This window comes from [Bacteroides] pectinophilus, from assembly GCA_025146925.1.
Taxonomy (GTDB): Bacteria; Bacillota; Clostridia; order Lachnospirales; family Lachnospiraceae; genus Bacteroides_F; species Bacteroides_F pectinophilus.
On sequence record CP102260.1, the window covers coordinates 1,225,985 to 1,244,123 of the forward strand.

Sequence of the window (18,139 nt, forward strand, 5' to 3'; positions counted from 1 at the left end):
AATGGAGAATAATATGAAAAAGTATATCCTTTTTGACCTTGACGGAACGCTCACAGAGCCAAAAGAAGGTATAACAAAAAGTGTTCAATATGCACTTGATTCTATCGGAATACATGAACCGGACCTTAATAATCTGATAAAGTTCATCGGACCTCCGCTTGAAGTATCATTTAAGGAATATTACGGACTTAATGATGCTGATACTAAGGAAGCCGTAAAAAGATACAGAGAGCGCTATAAAGATGTAGGGATATTTGAAAACAGTATATATGACGGTGTTACGGATATGCTTGACGCACTTAAGAAACAGGGAGCGGAACTTGCACTTGCAACATCCAAGCCTGACATATTTGCCGAGAGAATTGTCGATGAATACGGAATGCGTCCTTATCTTGATGTGGTTGCCGGAGGTAAGATAAATGGGAGCTGCGTCAAAGCGGATGTTATCAGGGAAGCATTTGAAAAGCTTGGAATAGGCGAAGATGACAAAAAGAAAGTTATCATGGTCGGAGACCGTGAGCATGATATAATCGGCGCCAATGAATGCGGCATAGAATCTGTAGGAGTGTACTTTGGATATGCTGCGCCCGGAGAGCTTGAGGCCGCAGGCGCAACATATATAGTATCATCAATGGGGGAGCTTAAACAGCTTCTTTTGGAATTATCTTCTGAAGCACAGGAAGAAGAAGGGCAGCGATAATAAAGCCTGCAACACCCTGTACAATGTTTGCTGGAACACTTGCAAGTGCGCCTGCACCGTATATGAATGACTCAAATATGAGATATCCTGCTGCTACGATTACTGTAGAGAATATTCCGCATACTGCACATCTTACTGAGCAGAATAATGAAGCCGGGAGCTTTGAATATACAACGGCAACAACTGCTGCAATAACAGCTTTTATGATGAATGTTGCAGGAACATATAAGAAGTATCCTCCGAGAAGGTCTGACATGGCAGAACCAATGCCGGCAGCAAGAGCACCATACACAGGGCCTAATATGATTCCGCTTAATACTACGATTGCATCACCGGGATGAATGTATCCGCCGGTACCGGGAGTAGGAATCTTGATTATTGCTGTTGCTACATAAGTAAGGGCTGCAAACAGCGCAGTGAATGTTAATGTCTTTACGTCTAACTTTTTAGAACTGTTCATTGAAATACCTTCTTTCGTCTTGAATATTGATGTCTGGGTCTTACGTTTTTCTGACCTATGCATCATGATAATGTTATTATGGATATAATAAAATATCCAATTACCGAAAAAATAATAATACCAGTTTGCACAGGATGTGCAGAAACGGAGACATAATGATTGTCAGAAAACCACATTACTATGACGAATTCAGATGTACGGCATCAAAATGCAGCGATAACTGCTGCCGCGGCGGATGGCTTATAGAACTTGATAAGAAAACTGAGGATTATTACAGAAGCCTTGGCGGCAGTATAGGCAGAAGAATAACAGATTCGCTTATTACGGATGAGGACGGAGATACATGCTTCAGACTTGCAGACGGACAGTGTCCGCATCTTGATGCCGAGGGACTGTGCAGCATATGCGTCAGTCTTGGAGAAGAGCACATGGGAGTTGTGTGCAGGGAATTTCCGCGATACAGTCTTACATATGTACAGAATGGAACAGAGGTAACGGAGCATGGCGTGGGACTTGCCTGCGAGGCAGCAGAAGCACTTATACTTTTTGATGAAGGTAAGCTTTGTATAACAGATACCGGGACAGAAGAAACTGAAGAAGCCGGCGAACAAAATAATTGCGAAGAAGCAGATACATGTGAAAAAATAGGAGATTCAGAGGAAACCGATGCGGGAATGCTTTTGGCTGCAAGAGCTGACATTATTAACATCCTTGAGGACAGGACAAGACCGGTGAAGTCAAGAATTTCGGATGTGCTTGAGTATGCAGTCAGCCTTCAGGAGAAGATTAACGAAGAGCCTGAGGAATATGAGCTTGAGACAAGTGGGGATGCGGCTGACAATTGTATACTGCTTTTTGATATATATGACGGACTTGAACAGCTTAATTCTTCATGGGAGGAATGGTCATCGCTTGTAAGGCAGACAATATTTGAAGAAGACGGCTTCATGAAGCTGACGGATGAACTGTGCTCAATTATACCTGATTATGAGCTCCTTATGGAGAATCTTATGAAATATTTTATCTTCAGATATTATATGAAAGCCGTATGGGACTGCAACCAGCTTGATAAAGTTAAGTTTGCGGCGGCCTGCTGCCTTATAATCAGGCAGATGCTTGCGGCGCTTGCCGGGAAGCAGAACGGCGGTGTTACAAGGGAAGATATAATAAAGCTTGTGAGAGTATTTTCAAGGCAGGTCGAATATTCAGAGGATAATGTTGAGGCTGTCTGCGAAGAGTTCCTTTTTGGGGATGAGCTTAGTGCGGGCAATCTCAGAAATATGTTTTAAATACACTTTAAATCACTTTAAATTGAAAAAGTACTTGTTTTTTTTACAGATTTTTGTACAATAGAAGTGTTGTGTTTTTTTATTGATTGAATTTTTTGGAGGTTTACATGATCGCAGCCAGCAATATTACATTGCGCCTGGGCAAAAAGGCGCTCTTTGAGGATGTAAACATTAAGTTTACAGAAGGTAACTGCTATGGTCTTATTGGAGCAAACGGTGCCGGTAAGTCTACATTTCTTAAGATTCTTACAGGCCAGATTGAGCCGACCAAGGGAGATGTAATTATCACACCTGGACAGAGACTTTCTTTCCTCGAACAGGACCACTTTAAGTATGACGAATACCCGGTGCTTGACACTGTAATCATGGGTAATAAGCGTCTTTATGAGATAATGAAGGAAAAGGATGCAATCTATGCCAAGGAGGATTTCACTGAGGAAGACGGAATCAAGGCAAGTGAACTTGAGGCAGAGTTTGCAACAATGAACGGATGGGAAGCTGAGTCAGATGCAGCTACAATGCTTAACGGACTCGGAATTGATACAGAGTATCATTATACGCTCATGAAGGATCTTAACGGAAGTCTTAAGGTTAAGGTGCTTCTTGCACAGGCACTTTTTGGTAATCCTGACATACTTCTTCTTGATGAGCCTACTAACCACCTTGATCTTGATGCAATTGAGTGGCTTGAGGAATTCCTTATCAACTTCAATAATACCGTTATCGTTGTGTCACATGACAGATATTTCCTTAATAAGGTATGTACACATATTGCAGATATCGACTATGGTAAGATTCAGCTCTATGCAGGTAACTATGACTTCTGGTATGAGTCAAGCCAGCTGCTTATCCGTCAGATGAAGGAAGCTAACAAGAAGAAGGAAGAGAAGATAAAGGAGCTTCAGGACTTTATCCAGAGATTCTCAGCCAATGCTTCAAAGTCAAAGCAGGCTACATCAAGAAAGCGTGCTCTTGAGAAGATTGAGCTTGATGATATCCGTCCTTCAAGCCGCAAATATCCGTATATTGACTTCAGACCTAACAGAGAGATTGGTAATGACGTGCTCGTTGTTGACGGCATTTCTAAGACAATAGACGGGGTAAAGGTACTTGATAACATATCATTTATCGTAGGACATGATGATAAGATTGCGTTCGTTGGCTCCAACGAGGCTGCAACGACAACTCTTTTCAGAATACTTGTAGGTGAGATTGAGCCGGATGAGGGTTCATTCAAGTGGGGTGTTACAACTTCACAGGCATACTTCCCTAAGGACAGCGGTGCTGAATTCAACAGTGACAGTACTATTGTTGAGTGGCTTACACAGTATTCACCTGATCCGGATACAACATATGTAAGAGGCTTCCTTGGAAGAATGCTTTTTGCGGGTGATGACGGAATGAAGAAGGTAAAGGTTCTCTCCGGTGGTGAGAAGGTTCGCTGCCTGCTTTCAAAGATGATGATATCAGGTGCGAACATTCTTATATTTGATGACCCTACGAACCATCTTGATATGGAGTCAATTACAGCACTTAACAACGGACTCATTAAGTTCCCTGGAGTAACACTGTTTACATCACACGATCATCAGTTTATCCAGACAACAGCCAACAGAATTATGGAGATTATGCCTAACGGACAGCTTATCGACAAGATGACAACTTATGACGAATATCTTGCAAGTGATGAGATGGCTAAGAAGAGACAGGGTGTAGTCGATAATGTTGCTGAAGAGGATGAAGATTAATTAAATAAATATAAACGATTATAATACAAAAGCTTCCGAACGACTCTTAAGAGAAAGTACGGAAGCTTTTTTGTGTTATAAAAAATACGTGGCAGATACAGGGCTGAAGCCTGTTATATTATTGTTGTATCAGGCAAGCTCGTTGGGAAGTGTCCAATTGTCAAGAGCACTTTTGTACTGATCGCGTTCAGTACGATATGCCGCAATGAGTTCATAATCATAATCTCCATCGGAGGCTTCAAGTGTATTGATAATATTGTCATAGCACGATACCAGATGTGTAAGGGCAAGGTCACCGCCTGTGTGTATGTCAAGAATGCTGTCAGTCTCGGAATATGCATTTATAAACCATACTACAGCCTCATTATAATCCGCTGCGGCTTCGTAATAAAGACCTATCTCATAGCACATCTCGGAGCATGCCGATGTAACCATGTCTTTGAGGGCATACTTGAAAAAGAAATCAGGCTCATGCATAAGCCTGTAGGCATGCGCAAGCACACATGCATATTCCTTGCGGGCATCCTCCGATTCTGTGCATTCATAAAGCTGCAGGAACACGGGGAGGGCATCTTTAAAATCGTTCTCATCGCCGCCCTTAATAAGCTCCCGCGCATACATATTGCATATTCTTGGAGAGAGCATTCCGTCACGCTTATAAGCTTTGAGAAATATTGAAAAATCACGCTTGCTGTGCATGGACTGCGGCATGTGGAGAATCTCGATATCACTGTCATATACAACAGGCGATGTGCGCACCGTCTCATGTATCGGGTCAATCCATGTAAATGTGCGCAGGCGCCTGAAGAGCTTTGGACGATATTCTGTCTTTGAGTTGAGTACTGTATCAAATCCGGTAACAGTGTGGTACTTCATCTGGACAATCTCAACCTCGGGAAGGAGAGCAGCCTTAAGCTGTTCAAAACGCATACGGTTAATATCATCAAGAACTTCATCGGCATCAGGCGCATATATGTAGTCCATCGTAGCAAGCGAGAATGAAAAGTTCCTTGCCGCGGCAAAATCATCAGTCCATTCATAATCATAGACTTTATCCGTATAAAGTCCGGCAATATCCTTGGTTGAATCGGTCGAACCGGTATCGACTATGATAATCTCGTCCATAAGGCCGTTAAGGCTGTCAAGGCATCTTGCAAGAACAGCTTCTTCATTCTTGACAATCATACAAAGGCTTACAGTTGGCATGATAAATCAGCTCCATTCGTTAATATTGTAATCAGAAATATAATCAGAAGAAAATGTGGTCTGCAATCACAGTGCCTCCGGTCTCGCCCGGACGTACAACATGGAAAAATACGGCATTGATTGTTACACCGTTATTAAGTACATCAAGGGCTGCCTGTGTGCATGCTGCATTGGCACCTCTTGCGAGGACAATTGCAAAACGGCCGCTTCGTACCGGCGTGAACTGGTATGGCTGATAGAGAACCTCAGACATAGTGCCTGGCCACCTTGGGTTGTTCATGCGGTTGATGACAACACTTGCAACAGCGGTCTTACCTTCATATGGCTGATTGGCTGCCTCACATTCAACAATTGCGGCAAGCATTGCAAGGTCATTGTCTGTATAGTTAATCGTTGTTCCTGAGGTCTGCTGCTGTATAAGAGTCATTCCGTCTGGAATTGCAACCGTATCAACGGTTGTATTGGAATTACCGCCGTTATTACGGTTATTCTTTGCGGCTTCTTCGGCGGCTTTTCTGGCGGCCTCCTCAGCAGCCTTACGCGCGGCTTCTTCAGCAGCCTTGCGTTCGGCCTCCTGACGGGCTATAATCTCAGCTTCAATCTGCTTCTCGTATTCAAGAGCAAGAGCTTCAGCTTCTGCAATCTCGTCTGTTGAAGAATCAATCTTTGTCTGTGTATCGCTCACAAGCTGCTGGATGCTGTCCTGCTGTTTCTTTGCATTATCCTCAAGAGCAAGAAGCTTCTCTCTGTCTTCCTTAAGCTTCTCGCGTGATTCAACGAGAGTTGTATAATTATTGTGATATTCCTCAAGCATATGGCGGTCATAATCGCTTATCCTGGATATGTATTCGGCACGTGTGAGAAAATCTTCCATGTCACCTGATTCAAGAAGAAGTGCAATGGCAGTGGAAGATGAGCCGTTCTCATACATATATTTAATACGCAGCTTCATGGCATCATACTGCTCTTCTTCAAACTTAAGTGCAGTCTCAATATCCTTTTCAAGCTGTGTAATCTCTTTTTCTTTTTCGTCAATCTGAGATTGAATGTCGGTAAGTGAAGTGGATGCCGAATCAAGCTTGTCATTGAGGCCTGCCAGATCAGAGTTGAGTTCACTCTGGTTCTTACGCAGTTCATCAAGACGCTCATTGGTCTGGTCAAGCTTCTCCTGAGTGGATACGGCATAAGACATTACCGGGCTCTGCATTATGCCGGTAACAATCAGTGCTATACATAAAACGGATGCGAGCACGGGCTTAATTTTAATTTTTAATAAATAATTCATGACATCACCCTGTGTATCGTGTATAATAGTGTGCTATAATCATATGGCAATTATAACAGTTTTCAATATGAAAGTAAAATAAAAGATTAAGAGGCAGATATGACATTTAAGAAAATAGACGAAAATACAATCAGATGTGTCCTGACAGAAAGTGATATGGAAGAAAATGATATAGGACTTGCTGACTTTTTCTCAAGTAACAGAGATAAGATACATGATTTTCTCGAGAATATAATGGAACGTGCAAGGGAAGAGATTGGATATGAGAATGACGGCAACATGCTTTCAATGCAGCTTATGCCGCTTCCCAATAACGGACTTGCCATTACCATTACAGGCAGCAGGAACAGAGAATTTGATGACGTGCTCGGCAATATGCAGAATATGCTGAAGGAGCTTGCGAGCCCTGCAAGGCAGGCTGACGGCAGCGTGGATAACACAGAAGCACAGATACAGGATGATGATACGGGAGCTGTACGCGAGGTTGTACCGCCTACATGCCGTATATTCGGTTTTGACAGTCTTGACAGTGTTGTATGTTACTGTAATGCCGTAAGAGGATACGCAAAGAATATGAAGACTTCATTATATAAGAGCAATGACGGCACATATTATCTTGAGATATCCAAGGGCAGGGGGGCAAAGCAGAAGTTTCTCAGTGCATGTCTTGAGGCGAATGAATATGCGCGTGAGGTTGAATGCGGAGCACTGTTTGTTAATAATATGAGAGAACATTATGACTGCATAATGGCGAAGAAGGTAATCGAGAATACTAAATATCTGTAACATTGCAATATTGATATTTGCTTTTTTTTGGTATATCATTAAATAAATGTGTATTATAAATGCTTAAGCAGGAGGTAGATACAGTGATTGCAGAAAGAATGGTAGGACTTGTTAATAATAATTCAGTAATCCGTGAGATGTTTGAGGAAGGGAAGAGACTTGCGGGAATATACGGAGCAGAGAATGTATTTGATTTCAGCCTTGGCAATCCAAGTGTTCCGGCACCTGAAGAACTTAACCGGGCAGTTAAGGATATACTTGATGAAGAGCCTTCAATATTCGTACATGGTTATATGAGTAATGCAGGGTATGAAGATGTACGTGCAACAATAGCAGATTCCATTAACAGAAGATTCGGAACATCATTTAACCAGAGCAACATTATAATGACAGTAGGTGCTGCCGGTGGAATGAATGTTATATTTAAGACAATTCTTAATCCGGGAGACGAAGTACTTACATTTTCACCATATTTTGTAGAATACAACAGCTATGTATCTAATTATGACGGTAAGCTCGTTGCAATAGATCCTGACACAGAGACATTTCAGGCTAATATAGAAGATCTTGAAAGAAAGATAACACCTAAGACTAAGGCACTTATCATTAACAATCCGAATAATCCTACAGGTGTTGTATATTCAGAGGAGACAATCAAAAAAGTAGCTGCAATTCTTGATGCTAAGCAGAAGGAATATGGAACAGAGATATTCATTGTATCGGATGAGCCATACAGAGAACTCGCATATGACGGAGTCGAAGTACCTTACATTACAAAGTACTACAATAATACAATAGTAGGATATTCATTCAGCAAATCACTTTCACTTCCGGGTGAGAGAATCGGATATCTTGTAATCCCTGATGAAGTAGATGATGCAGAGCAGATGAAGACTGCTGCGGCAATCGCAACACGTGTGCTTGGCTTTGTCAATGCACCTTCCCTTATGCAGAGAGCGGTAGCAAGATGTATTGATGCCAAGTGTGACGTTGACAGTTATAACAGAAACCGTGAGGCACTCTATAACGGACTTGTTAAGCTCGGATTTGAGTGCATTAAGCCACAGGGTGCATTCTATCTGTTTGTAAAGTCGCCGGTTCCTGATGAAAAGGAATTCTGTAATGTTGCCAAGAAACATAATGTCCTGCTTGTTCCGGGAAGCTCCTTCAAATGTGCGGGATATGTAAGGATAGCATATTGCGTATCATATGACACAATAATCAACTCACTTCCAAGATTCGCTGAGATAGCACAGGAGATGGGACTTAGCAGATAATAGCCAAGCAGCTTGCAGAAATGGAGATTAAGATTAATGAGAGAATGGGAAAAAAACATAAGGCGTGTTGAACCGTATGTACCGGGTGAACAGCCTAAGATTGCTAACGTAATAAAGCTTAATACTAACGAGAACCCTTATCCGCCATCACCGGCAGCGGTTAAGGCAGCCAATGAATTTGACCTTGATACATTAAGACTGTATCCTGATCCATGTGTAACTGACCTTGTGGGAGCAATAGCAGATTATTATAAGGTAGGAAGCAATCAGGTATTTGTCGGAGTTGGTTCTGATGATGTTATTTCAATGGCATTTCTTACATTTTTTAATTCAGACAAGCCGGTCCTGTTTCCTGATATATCTTATTCCTTCTACAGCGTATGGGCGGATGTTTACCGTATTCCTTACAAGGCAGTGCCTGTTGATGAGAATTTTATCATTGTATCATCGGATTATTATGAGCCTAACGGCGGTGTAATATTCCCTAACCCTAATGCACCGACTGCACTGTATAAGGAACTGTCAGAGGTAGAGGATATAATAGCACATAACAGGGATGTTATTGTGATGGTTGATGAGGCATATATTGATTTTGGCGGCAAGTCTGCACTTGAGCTTATTGACAGATATGATAACCTGCTTGTTATACAGACATTTTCAAAGTCACGTTCAATGGCAGGCATGAGAATAGGCTATGCAATCGGTAATCCTGAACTTATTAAGGCTATGAATGATGTTAAGTTTTCAATTAATTCATACACAATAAACAGACCGTCAATTGTGTATGGAGCTGCGGCTGTCAATGATAAGCAGTATTTTGAAGAATGTACGGCTAAGATTATTGCAACAAGAGAGCGTTCAAAGGAGCGTCTGAAGAAGCTGGGCTTTGAATTCCCTGATTCCAAGGCTAACTTTATATTTGCAAAGCATAAGGAAGCAAAGGGAGCATATATATTTGAGGAGCTTAAGAAACGCAATATATATGTAAGGTATTTTAACAAGCCGCGGATTGATGATTATCTCAGAATCTCAATAGGAACGGATGAACAGATGGATGCATTGTTTGCTGCACTTGAAGATATTCTGTAAATTTGTTGACTACATAGACATAAACTAGTATATTTAATATATGTGGCTTTAATACGCATTAATTGTGTGATATTAAAAGATTAATTTTATTAAGGGAGATTAATACAATGGCTAAAGTTGGAATTGTAATGGGCAGTGACTCAGATATGCCAATCATGGCTAAGGCTGCTGATGTTCTTGAAGAGCTTGGAATTGATTATGAGATGACAATTATATCAGCACACAGAGAGCCGGATGTTTTCTTTAACTATGCTAAGACAGCAGAAGAGAAAGGATTTAAGGTAATAATAGCAGGAGCAGGAATGGCAGCACATCTGCCGGGCATGTGTGCAGCTATTTTCCCAATGCCTGTAATTGGTATCCCAATGCATACAACAAGCCTTGGTGGAAGGGATTCACTTTATTCAATAGTACAGATGCCATCAGGAATTCCGGTTGCAACGGTTGCTATAAATGGTGGCGCTAATGCAGGACTTCTTGCAGCAAAGATTCTTGCAACATCAGATGATAAGCTGTTGGAGAAGCTTAAGGCTTACTCACAGAAACTTAAGGAGAGCGTTCAGGCTAAGGATGCCAGACTTCAGGAAGTAGGCTATAAGGCATATATGAATAAATAATATCAATATATCATAAAGCAAAACAACAAACAGCGAAATAACAGTGCGGAACAACCGCGGAATGGAGAAGAAGATGGATTACAAGAAGGCAGGCGTTGATATTGAGGCCGGATATAAGTCAGTAGAGCTCATGAAGGAGCATGTTAAGAAGACAATGAGACCAGAGGTGCTTACTAATCTTGGAGGATTCTCAGGAGCATTTTCCATGGAGAAGTTCAAGGATATGGAGAAGCCTACACTTGTATCTGGAACAGATGGCGTAGGTACAAAGCTTAAGGTTGCATTTCTAATGGACAAGCATGATACAGTAGGTATCGACTGTGTTGCAATGTGTGTTAATGATATTGCATGTGCAGGCGGTGAACCGCTTTTCTTCCTTGATTACATAGCTTGCGGCAAGAATGAGCCGGAGAAGATTGCCAATATCGTTAAGGGTGTAGCAGAAGGATGTATCCAGTCTGATGCGGCGCTTATCGGTGGTGAGACAGCAGAGATGCCGGGATTCTATCCTGCTGATGAATATGACCTTGCAGGATTTGCGGTAGGTGTTGTTGATGAGAAGAATCTTATTACAGGGGCAGATATTAAGCCGGGAGATACACTTGTAGGTATCGCATCATCAGGCGTTCACAGTAATGGTTTCTCTCTTGTAAGAAGTGTATTTACAATGACAGAGGAATCACTTAACACATATTATGACAGCCTTGGTAAGACTCTTGGCGAGGCGCTTCTTGCTCCAACGAAGATATATGTTAAGACTCTTCGTGAGATTAAGGATGCGGGCGTAAGAGTTAAGGGATGCAGCCATATTACAGGCGGCGGTTTCTACGAGAATGTTCCTAGAATGCTTCATGACGGCGTACGCGCTGTTATTAAGAAGGACAGCTATGAGGTACCTGCTATATTCAGAATGCTTGCTACAGATGGCGATATCGAAGAAAAGATTATGTACAATACATTCAACATGGGTATCGGTATGGTACTTGCAGTTGATTCAAAGGATGTTGACACAGTGCTTGCAGCAGTTGAAAAGGCTGGCGAGAAGGGCTATGTTATCGGTCAGGTAGAAGCCGGCGAGAAGGGTGTAACTCTGATTTAATAATTGAATAGTGTGATAAATCTATGATTTTCACATGCAGGATTTGTGCCTGCGCACTAACTTGAGATGCGCAACTGGCTGCGCAGGAATGGGGATTAGTATGAGAATAGCAGTTATGGTGTCAGGAGGCGGAACTAACCTTCAGGCAATTATAGATGCAATTAATGCAGGAACTATCACCAATACGGAGATTGCTGTTGTAATAAGCAATAATGCCAATGCATATGCGCTTACAAGAGCACGTGAGAATGGTATAGAGGCTGTGTGTGTATCACCTAAGGACTATGAGAACCGCGATACATTCAACAGGGAGCTTCTTAATAAGGTTAATGCTTATAATGTGGATCTGGTTGTTCTTGCAGGATTCCTTGTAAAGATTCCTGAGGAGATGGTTCATCAGTACAATCACAGAATAATAAATATTCATCCGTCACTTATACCATCTTTTTGTGGTGTCGGATTTTACGGACTTAAGGTTCACGAGGCCGCACTGGAAAAGGGAGTTAAGGTTACGGGTGCAACAGTTCATTTTGTAGATGAAGGAATGGATACCGGACGAATAATTCTTCAGAAGGCTGTAGACGTATTGGAGAATGATACTCCACAGACTCTGCAGAGAAGAGTAATGGAACAGGCTGAGTGGAAGATACTTCCTCAGGCAATTGATATGATTGCCAATGGAAGAATACACTGATAAAGGAGAGTATAATGAAGGTACTTATTATTGGCAGCGGCGGACGTGAGCATGCAATAGCATGGAAGGTTGCTCAGAGCAGCCGTGTTGATAAGATATATTGTGCACCCGGCAATGCAGGAATAGCTGAGATTGCAGAGTGCGTTAATATTAAGGCAATGGAATTTGACAAGCTTGTAAAGTTTGCAAAAGATAATGCCATTGACCTGACAGTAGTCGGAATGGATGATCCGCTTGTTGGCGGAATTGTAGATGCATTTGAGGCAGAAGGGTTAAGAGTATTCGGACCTCGTAGGAATGCGGCAATACTTGAGGGTTCTAAGGCATTTTCAAAGGATCTTATGAAGAAGTATAACATCCCTACTGCTGCATATGAGACATTTACATCAGCAGAAGAGGCTAAGAAGTATCTCGAGACATCAGAGTATCCTATAGTTCTTAAGGCTGACGGACTTGCGCTCGGTAAGGGTGTTCTTATCTGCCAGACTAAGGAAGAAGCTATGGAAGGTGTTAATGAGCTTATGCTTGATAAGAAGTTTGGCTCAGCCGGTAATACCATCGTTATAGAGGAGTTTATGACAGGACGTGAGGTATCAGTCCTCTCATTTGTTGACGGCAGCACAATTAAGATTATGTCGTCCGCACAGGATCATAAGCGTGCCAAGGATGGAGACCAGGGGCTTAATACAGGCGGTATGGGTAACTTCTCTCCAAGTCCTTTCTATACTAAGGAAGTGGATGATTTCTGTAAGGCACATATCTATCAGGCAACTGTAGATGCCATGAAGGCAGAGGGAAGACCTTTCAAGGGTGTAATCTTCTTCGGTCTTATGCTTACTCCGAAGGGACCAAGAGTACTTGAATACAATGCAAGATTTGGTGACCCTGAGGCACAGGTTGTTCTTCCAAGAATGGAGAACGATATTATTGACGTGTTTGAGGCATGTATTGACGGAACACTAGATAAGATAGACCTTAAGTTCTCAGACAAAGCTGCTGTCTGCGTAGTACTTGCATCTGACGGATATCCTGTATCATATGAGAAAGGATTTGAGATTACCGGAATGGAGAACTTCAAAGGTAAGGATGGATATTATCTTTTCCATGCAGGCTCAGCTTTCAATGCTGAGGGCAAGGTCGTTACCAACGGAGGGCGTGTGCTCGGTGTAACAGCTCTGGGAGATACACTTAAGGAAGCACGTGCTAATGCTTACAAGGCAGTTGAATGGGTTGATTTTAAGAACAAATATATGAGACATGATATCGGCAAGGCTATAGACGAAGCATAGAGTCAGGGCTGATATGTATAATATGGACAGTGGCATGTATTGTTGTGCTGCTGTCCATTTGCATGTAATGGAGAAGATATGAGCAGCATAATTATGAATTTTTCAAATGTATATAGCGGACAGGATTTTATCCATGATGATAACAGCATATATATGGATATGTCTGATATTACGGGAACAGACTGTTATTGCGATGATGATGCGGCAGCTGAGATAAAGGGACGCATTGGGAATATGCCCGTAAAGGCAGTTCACTATATTGATTCAGGCAATTATCATTATGTCAGCAGTATATGGCTGGATAAGATAACAGAGCCGTTTATACTGGTGGTTTTTGACAATCACCCTGATATGCAGCCTCCGGCATTCGGAGATATATTATCATGCGGCGGATGGATAAAGAATGTACTTGATAATAACGGATATCTGGAAAAGGTTCTTATTATAGGCGTTAACAGAAAGCTTACGGATGAACTGGAGGATGAGCTTAAGATGTATACAGAGAGCGGAAAAGCCGCTTTCATAACAAGACAGGAAATTGCTGATATGCTTGACTGCAGTGCTGACGGCTGTGAGGAACTATATACAGATATGTATGCGGATGCAGCAGATAAGTATGTGGGGGAAGGACACAAGGTATATATATCACTTGATAAGGATGTGCTTGATGAGAGAATTGTAAGTACTAACTGGGATCAGGGAGATATGAGGCTGAATGAAGTTTCTTCTTATATTAATGCAATACTTAAGAACAATGAACTGGCAGGCATGGATGTGTGTGGGGAACCATCACTGGGGCAGGCACATGATGATGCTGTGATAAGAAGTAACGGGGTTAACAGATATTTTTCAAATATAATGAAAAATTTTTTGTTATAGGTGTTGACAAATGAATATCACAGTGATATCTTAATTGTATTGAAAATGTTAGCACTCCACAACAATGAGTGCTAACAAATAAAAAAGGAGTGGCTGCAATGGATGAACTGGATGAACGCAAGCTGAAGATATTACATGCAATAATTCAGAATTACCTTGAGACTGGTGAGCCCGTCGGTTCGAGAACAATTTCAAAGTATGCGGATCTTAATCTCAGTTCAGCAACTATTCGTAATGAGATGGCTGATCTTGAGGAACTCGGATATATTATCCAGCCGCATACATCAGCCGGAAGAATACCGACAGATAAGGGCTACAGATTGTATGTAGACAATATGCTTAAGGAGAAGGAAGAGGAGCTTGCCGGAAGAGAACAGGAAGTCGAGAAGATGAAAGATTTCCTTTCAGAGAAGGTGGACAGAGTTGAAGAGCTTTTGCAGAATGTGGCAAAGACACTTGCGGTTGATACCAATTATGCAACGATGGTTTCAACACCGCAGTATCATCATAACAAGCTCAAGTTTGTCCAGCTTTCACAGTTAGAACCGTATAAGATTCTTGCTGTAATAGTTATGGACGGCAACCTTATAAGGAATAAGGTAATTGACATCAAGAATGAGATTTCACCTGAGAATCTGCTGAAGCTTAATGTGCTTCTGAACAGCACTCTGAACGGGCTGACGCTCGAGGAAATCAATCTTGGAATAATAAGCCGTATGCAGAATCAGGCAGGCGAGCAGATTGAACTTGTCAAGTGCGTGATAGATGCAATAGCCGAGACAATCGGTAATGCTGATGATCTTCAGATATATACAAGCGGTGCAACGAATATTTTCAAGTACCCTGAACTGAGTGATTCAAGCAAGGCAAGTGAACTGATATGCACATTGGAAGAGAAAGAGAGATTGACAGATCTTATCACTGATTCACTTAGGAATGAAGATAATCAGGGAATACAGGTGTATATCGGAAGTGAGACGCCGGTGCAGACTATGAAGGACTGCAGCGTTGTTACAGCTAATTATGAATTGAGGGATGGCGTTAAGGGTACAATCGGTATCATAGGTCCTAAGAGAATGGATTATGAGAAGGTTGTTGAGACGCTTCAGACAATCAGGACACAGCTCGATACAGTGTTCAAGAAAACATAGAAAGGTTGGAATAAAAGTGGACGAAGAGAAGAAGAATTCAGGTAATGTTGATATCGGGGAAGAGATTGAAGATATCAAGAGCGCACCTGAAGATGTTAATGAAGCTTCTGATGAGGCAGCAGGTACAACGGATGGTGCTGATAAGGAAGATGATAAGTCTTCTGATAAGTCTGCCAAGAAGGATCCTAAGGACGAGGCTATTAAGGAACTTAAGGATAAGTTCACAAGACAGATGGCTGAGTTCGACAACTTCAGAAAGCGTACGGAAAAAGAAAAGTCAGCTATGTATGAGGTTGGCGCCAAGAGCGTTATAGAGAAGATTCTTCCTATAGTAGATAATTTTGAGAGAGGTCTTGGAAGTGTTACTGAAGAAGATAAAGGAAGTGCATTCGTAGAAGGAATGAACATGGTATACAGACAGCTTACCAAGGCACTTGAAGATATGGATGTCAAGCCGATTGAGGCTTTGGGCAAGGAATTCAATCCTGAATATCACAATGCGGTTATGCATGTTGATGACGAGGAGGCCGGCGATAATATAATCGTTGAAGAGTTCCAAAAGGGTTACACCTACCGCGACAGTGTTGTAAGACACAGCATGGTTAAGGTAGCTAATTAATATAGAATTTAAGAATAAGATTTTAATATGGAGGATAATACAATGGGTAAGATTATTGGTATTGACTTAGGTACAACAAATTCATGTGTAGCAGTAATGGAAGGCGGTAAGCCGGTAGTAATCGCTAATACAGAGGGTATCAGAACTACACCTTCAGTTGTGGCATTTACAAAGAACGGTGAGAGACTTGTAGGTGATCCTGCCAAGCGTCAGGCAGTAACTAATGCAGAGAAGACAATTTCTTCTATTAAGAGACATATGGGTACTGACTACAAGGTAACAATTGATGATAAGAAGTATACTCCACAGGAGATTTCAGCAATGATTCTTCAGAAGCTGAAGGCAGATGCTGAGAGCTACCTTGGTGAGAAGGTAACAGAGGCTGTTATCACAGTTCCTGCTTACTTCAATGATGCACAGAGACAGGCAACTAAGGATGCAGGTAAGATTGCAGGTCTTGATGTTAAGAGAATTATCAACGAGCCTACAGCAGCAGCACTTGCTTATGGTCTTGATAATGAGAGTGAGCAGAAGATTATGGTATATGACCTTGGTGGTGGTACATTCGATGTATCTATCATTGAGATTGGTGATGGTGTAATCGAGGTTCTCGCAACTAATGGTGATACACACCTTGGTGGTGATGATTTTGATAATGTAATTATCAACTATCTTGTTGATGAGTTCAAGAAGACAGAGGGAGTTGATCTTTCAGGTGATAAGATGGCTATGCAGAGACTTAAGGTTGAAGCAGAGAAGGCTAAGAAGGAGCTGTCAAGTGCTACAACAACTAATATTAACCTTCCATTCATCACAGCTACAGCAGAAGGCCCTAAGCATCTTGATATAACACTTACAAGAGCTAAGTTTGATGAACTTACACATGACCTTGTAGAGAGAACAGCAATTCCTGTTCAGAACGCACTTAAGGATGCAGGTCTTACAACAGCAGATATCACAAAGGTACTCCTTGTCGGTGGTTCAACACGTATTCCGGCAGTACAGGATAAGGTTCGCCAGCTTACAGGTAAGGAGCCTAATAAGAGCCTTAACCCTGATGAGTGTGTTGCAATCGGTGCATCTATCCAGGGTGGTAAGCTTGCAGGTGATGCCGGTGCAGGCGAGATTCTTCTTCTCGATGTTACACCACTTTCACTTTCAATCGAGACAATGGGCGGTATTGCAACAAGACTTATTGAGAGAAATACAACAATTCCTACAAAGAAGAGCCAGGTATTCTCAACAGCAGCAGATAACCAGAGCGCAGTTGATATCGTGGTAGTACAGGGCGAGAGACAGTTTGCTAAGGATAATAAGAAGCTTGGTGAATTCAGACTTGACGGTATTGCACCGGCTCCACGTGGAATCCCACAGATTGAGGTTACATTTGATATTGATGCCAACGGTATTGTTAATGTATCAGCTAAGGATCTTGGAACAGGCAAGGAGCAGCATATCACAATAACATCAGGATCTAACATGTCTGATGAGGATATCGATAAGGCTGTTAAGGAAGCTGCTGAGTTCGAGGCACAGGATAAGAAGCGTAAGGAAGGCATTGATGCACGTAATGAGGCTGATTCACTTGCATTCCAGACACAGAAGGCTCTTGATGAAGCAGGCGATAAGATTGATGCTAACGATAAGACAACTGTAGAGGCTGATCTTAAGGCTCTTAAGGATATAATTGACAGAACAACACCTGAGAATATGTCAGATTCAGACATAGATGAGATTAAGGCTGCCAAGGAGAAGCTGATGACAAGTGCACAGTCACTCTTCACAAAGATGTATGAGCAGGCAGCACAGGCTCAGCAGGCAGCAGGTGCAGCTCCTGGAGCAGATGCCGGTGCAGCAGATAATACAGGTGCGGCAGATGATAATGTTGTAGATGGTGATTTCAAGGAAGTATAATCATCCTGAACATGATTCGAGAATAACAGTAGGCCAC

17 protein-coding genes are annotated in these 18,139 nt (G+C 42.0%); 14 read left to right on the forward strand and 3 right to left on the reverse strand.

Annotated features, from left to right (window positions below; genetic code table 11):
- The first annotated feature begins 13 nt into the window (after positions 1 to 13).
- Positions 14 to 700, forward strand: coding sequence for an HAD hydrolase-like protein (locus NQ488_05740; GenBank protein ID UWN96798.1), 687 nt, complete (start codon positions 14 to 16; stop codon positions 698 to 700).
- Here NQ488_05740 and NQ488_05745 read toward each other — a convergent pair.
- A complete protein-coding gene (locus NQ488_05745) occupies positions 642 to 1,160 on the reverse strand; it encodes an ECF transporter S component (GenBank protein ID UWN96799.1) in 519 nt (172 codons plus the stop codon). The genes NQ488_05740 and NQ488_05745 overlap by 59 nt on opposite strands.
- A gap of 155 nt (positions 1,161 to 1,315) precedes the next feature.
- Here NQ488_05745 and fliB point away from each other — a divergent pair, with 155 nt between their 5' ends.
- Both fliB and NQ488_05755 read left to right on the forward strand, forming a co-directional pair.
- Positions 1,316 to 2,449, forward strand: a complete 1,134-nt coding sequence (gene fliB / locus NQ488_05750; protein UWN96800.1) for a flagellin lysine-N-methylase — start codon at positions 1,316 to 1,318, stop codon at positions 2,447 to 2,449.
- A 107-nt stretch (positions 2,450 to 2,556) separates the two neighbouring features.
- Positions 2,557 to 4,197 (forward strand): ATP-binding cassette domain-containing protein, encoded by a 1,641-nt coding sequence (locus NQ488_05755; GenBank protein ID UWN96801.1) that lies wholly within the window; start codon positions 2,557 to 2,559, stop codon positions 4,195 to 4,197.
- A gap of 129 nt (positions 4,198 to 4,326) precedes the next feature.
- On the opposite strand, the gene NQ488_05760 is transcribed toward NQ488_05755, so the two are convergent.
- The gene (locus NQ488_05760; protein UWN96802.1) at positions 4,327 to 5,403 is read right to left on the reverse strand and encodes a glycosyltransferase family 2 protein; all 1,077 of its coding nucleotides are present in this window, start codon (positions 5,401 to 5,403) and stop codon (positions 4,327 to 4,329) included.
- 43 nt (positions 5,404 to 5,446) lie between these two features.
- On the reverse strand, positions 5,447 to 6,688 hold the full coding sequence (locus NQ488_05765) for a cell wall hydrolase (protein ID UWN96803.1): 1,242 nt from the start codon (positions 6,686 to 6,688) through the stop codon (positions 5,447 to 5,449).
- Between the two features lie 99 nt (positions 6,689 to 6,787).
- Here NQ488_05765 and NQ488_05770 point away from each other — a divergent pair, with 99 nt between their 5' ends.
- The 11 genes from NQ488_05770 to dnaK all read left to right on the forward strand — a co-directional run bounded on the left by NQ488_05770 (position 6,788) and on the right by dnaK (position 18,102).
- On the forward strand, positions 6,788 to 7,474 hold the full coding sequence (locus NQ488_05770) for an adaptor protein MecA (protein UWN96804.1): 687 nt from the start codon (positions 6,788 to 6,790) through the stop codon (positions 7,472 to 7,474).
- 83 nt (positions 7,475 to 7,557) lie between these two features.
- Positions 7,558 to 8,751 carry a pyridoxal phosphate-dependent aminotransferase gene (locus NQ488_05775; GenBank protein UWN96805.1) on the forward strand — a complete coding sequence of 398 codons (1,194 nt, stop codon included), beginning with the start codon at positions 7,558 to 7,560 and terminating at the stop codon, positions 8,749 to 8,751.
- Between the two features lie 36 nt (positions 8,752 to 8,787).
- A complete protein-coding gene (gene hisC / locus NQ488_05780) occupies positions 8,788 to 9,840 on the forward strand; it encodes a histidinol-phosphate transaminase (GenBank protein ID UWN96806.1) in 1,053 nt (350 codons plus the stop codon).
- Between the two features lie 107 nt (positions 9,841 to 9,947).
- Positions 9,948 to 10,457, forward strand: a complete 510-nt coding sequence (gene purE / locus NQ488_05785) for a 5-(carboxyamino)imidazole ribonucleotide mutase (GenBank protein ID UWN96807.1) — start codon at positions 9,948 to 9,950, stop codon at positions 10,455 to 10,457.
- 73 nt (positions 10,458 to 10,530) lie between these two features.
- Positions 10,531 to 11,556, forward strand: a complete 1,026-nt coding sequence (purM, locus tag NQ488_05790) for a phosphoribosylformylglycinamidine cyclo-ligase (GenBank protein UWN96808.1) — start codon at positions 10,531 to 10,533, stop codon at positions 11,554 to 11,556.
- A gap of 100 nt (positions 11,557 to 11,656) precedes the next feature.
- Positions 11,657 to 12,250, forward strand: a complete 594-nt coding sequence (gene purN / locus NQ488_05795; GenBank protein UWN96809.1) for a phosphoribosylglycinamide formyltransferase — start codon at positions 11,657 to 11,659, stop codon at positions 12,248 to 12,250.
- A gap of 14 nt (positions 12,251 to 12,264) precedes the next feature.
- Positions 12,265 to 13,539 (forward strand): phosphoribosylamine--glycine ligase, encoded by a 1,275-nt coding sequence (gene purD / locus NQ488_05800; GenBank protein ID UWN96810.1) that lies wholly within the window; start codon positions 12,265 to 12,267, stop codon positions 13,537 to 13,539.
- 78 nt (positions 13,540 to 13,617) lie between these two features.
- A complete protein-coding gene (locus NQ488_05805) occupies positions 13,618 to 14,418 on the forward strand; it encodes an arginase family protein (protein UWN96811.1) in 801 nt (266 codons plus the stop codon).
- Positions 14,419 to 14,516: 98 nt separating this feature from the next.
- The gene (hrcA, locus tag NQ488_05810) at positions 14,517 to 15,569 is read left to right on the forward strand and encodes a heat-inducible transcriptional repressor HrcA (protein UWN96812.1); all 1,053 of its coding nucleotides are present in this window, start codon (positions 14,517 to 14,519) and stop codon (positions 15,567 to 15,569) included.
- Positions 15,502 to 16,188, forward strand: a complete 687-nt coding sequence (gene grpE / locus NQ488_05815; protein ID UWN96813.1) for a nucleotide exchange factor GrpE — start codon at positions 15,502 to 15,504, stop codon at positions 16,186 to 16,188. The genes hrcA and grpE overlap by 68 nt, the downstream gene beginning before the upstream one ends.
- A gap of 42 nt (positions 16,189 to 16,230) precedes the next feature.
- A complete protein-coding gene (dnaK, locus tag NQ488_05820) occupies positions 16,231 to 18,102 on the forward strand; it encodes a molecular chaperone DnaK (protein ID UWN96814.1) in 1,872 nt (623 codons plus the stop codon).
- The last annotated feature ends 37 nt before the right edge of the window (positions 18,103 to 18,139 follow it).

What these genes read in the sequence shown, in the direction of transcription:
- fliB (UWN96800.1), top strand. Translation starts at nt 1,316, where the DNA reads ATGATTGTCAGAAAACCACATTACTATGACGAATTCAGATGTACGGCA.
- hrcA (UWN96812.1), top strand. Translation starts at nt 14,517, where the DNA reads ATGGATGAACTGGATGAACGCAAGCTGAAGATATTACATGCAATAATT.
- NQ488_05770 (UWN96804.1), top strand. Translation starts at nt 6,788, where the DNA reads ATGACATTTAAGAAAATAGACGAAAATACAATCAGATGTGTCCTGACA.
- purM (UWN96808.1), top strand. Translation starts at nt 10,531, where the DNA reads ATGGATTACAAGAAGGCAGGCGTTGATATTGAGGCCGGATATAAGTCA.
- hisC (UWN96806.1), top strand. Translation starts at nt 8,788, where the DNA reads ATGAGAGAATGGGAAAAAAACATAAGGCGTGTTGAACCGTATGTACCG.
- NQ488_05765 (UWN96803.1), bottom strand. Translation starts at nt 6,688, where the DNA reads ATGAATTATTTATTAAAAATTAAAATTAAGCCCGTGCTCGCATCCGTT.
- NQ488_05745 (UWN96799.1), bottom strand. Translation starts at nt 1,160, where the DNA reads ATGAACAGTTCTAAAAAGTTAGACGTAAAGACATTAACATTCACTGCG.
- grpE (UWN96813.1), top strand. Translation starts at nt 15,502, where the DNA reads ATGAGAAGGTTGTTGAGACGCTTCAGACAATCAGGACACAGCTCGATA.
- NQ488_05805 (UWN96811.1), top strand. Translation starts at nt 13,618, where the DNA reads ATGAGCAGCATAATTATGAATTTTTCAAATGTATATAGCGGACAGGAT.
- purE (UWN96807.1), top strand. Translation starts at nt 9,948, where the DNA reads ATGGCTAAAGTTGGAATTGTAATGGGCAGTGACTCAGATATGCCAATC.
- NQ488_05755 (UWN96801.1), top strand. Translation starts at nt 2,557, where the DNA reads ATGATCGCAGCCAGCAATATTACATTGCGCCTGGGCAAAAAGGCGCTC.
- dnaK (UWN96814.1), top strand. Translation starts at nt 16,231, where the DNA reads ATGGGTAAGATTATTGGTATTGACTTAGGTACAACAAATTCATGTGTA.
- NQ488_05760 (UWN96802.1), bottom strand. Translation starts at nt 5,403, where the DNA reads ATGCCAACTGTAAGCCTTTGTATGATTGTCAAGAATGAAGAAGCTGTT.
- NQ488_05740 (UWN96798.1), top strand. Translation starts at nt 14, where the DNA reads ATGAAAAAGTATATCCTTTTTGACCTTGACGGAACGCTCACAGAGCCA.
- purD (UWN96810.1), top strand. Translation starts at nt 12,265, where the DNA reads ATGAAGGTACTTATTATTGGCAGCGGCGGACGTGAGCATGCAATAGCA.
- purN (UWN96809.1), top strand. Translation starts at nt 11,657, where the DNA reads ATGAGAATAGCAGTTATGGTGTCAGGAGGCGGAACTAACCTTCAGGCA.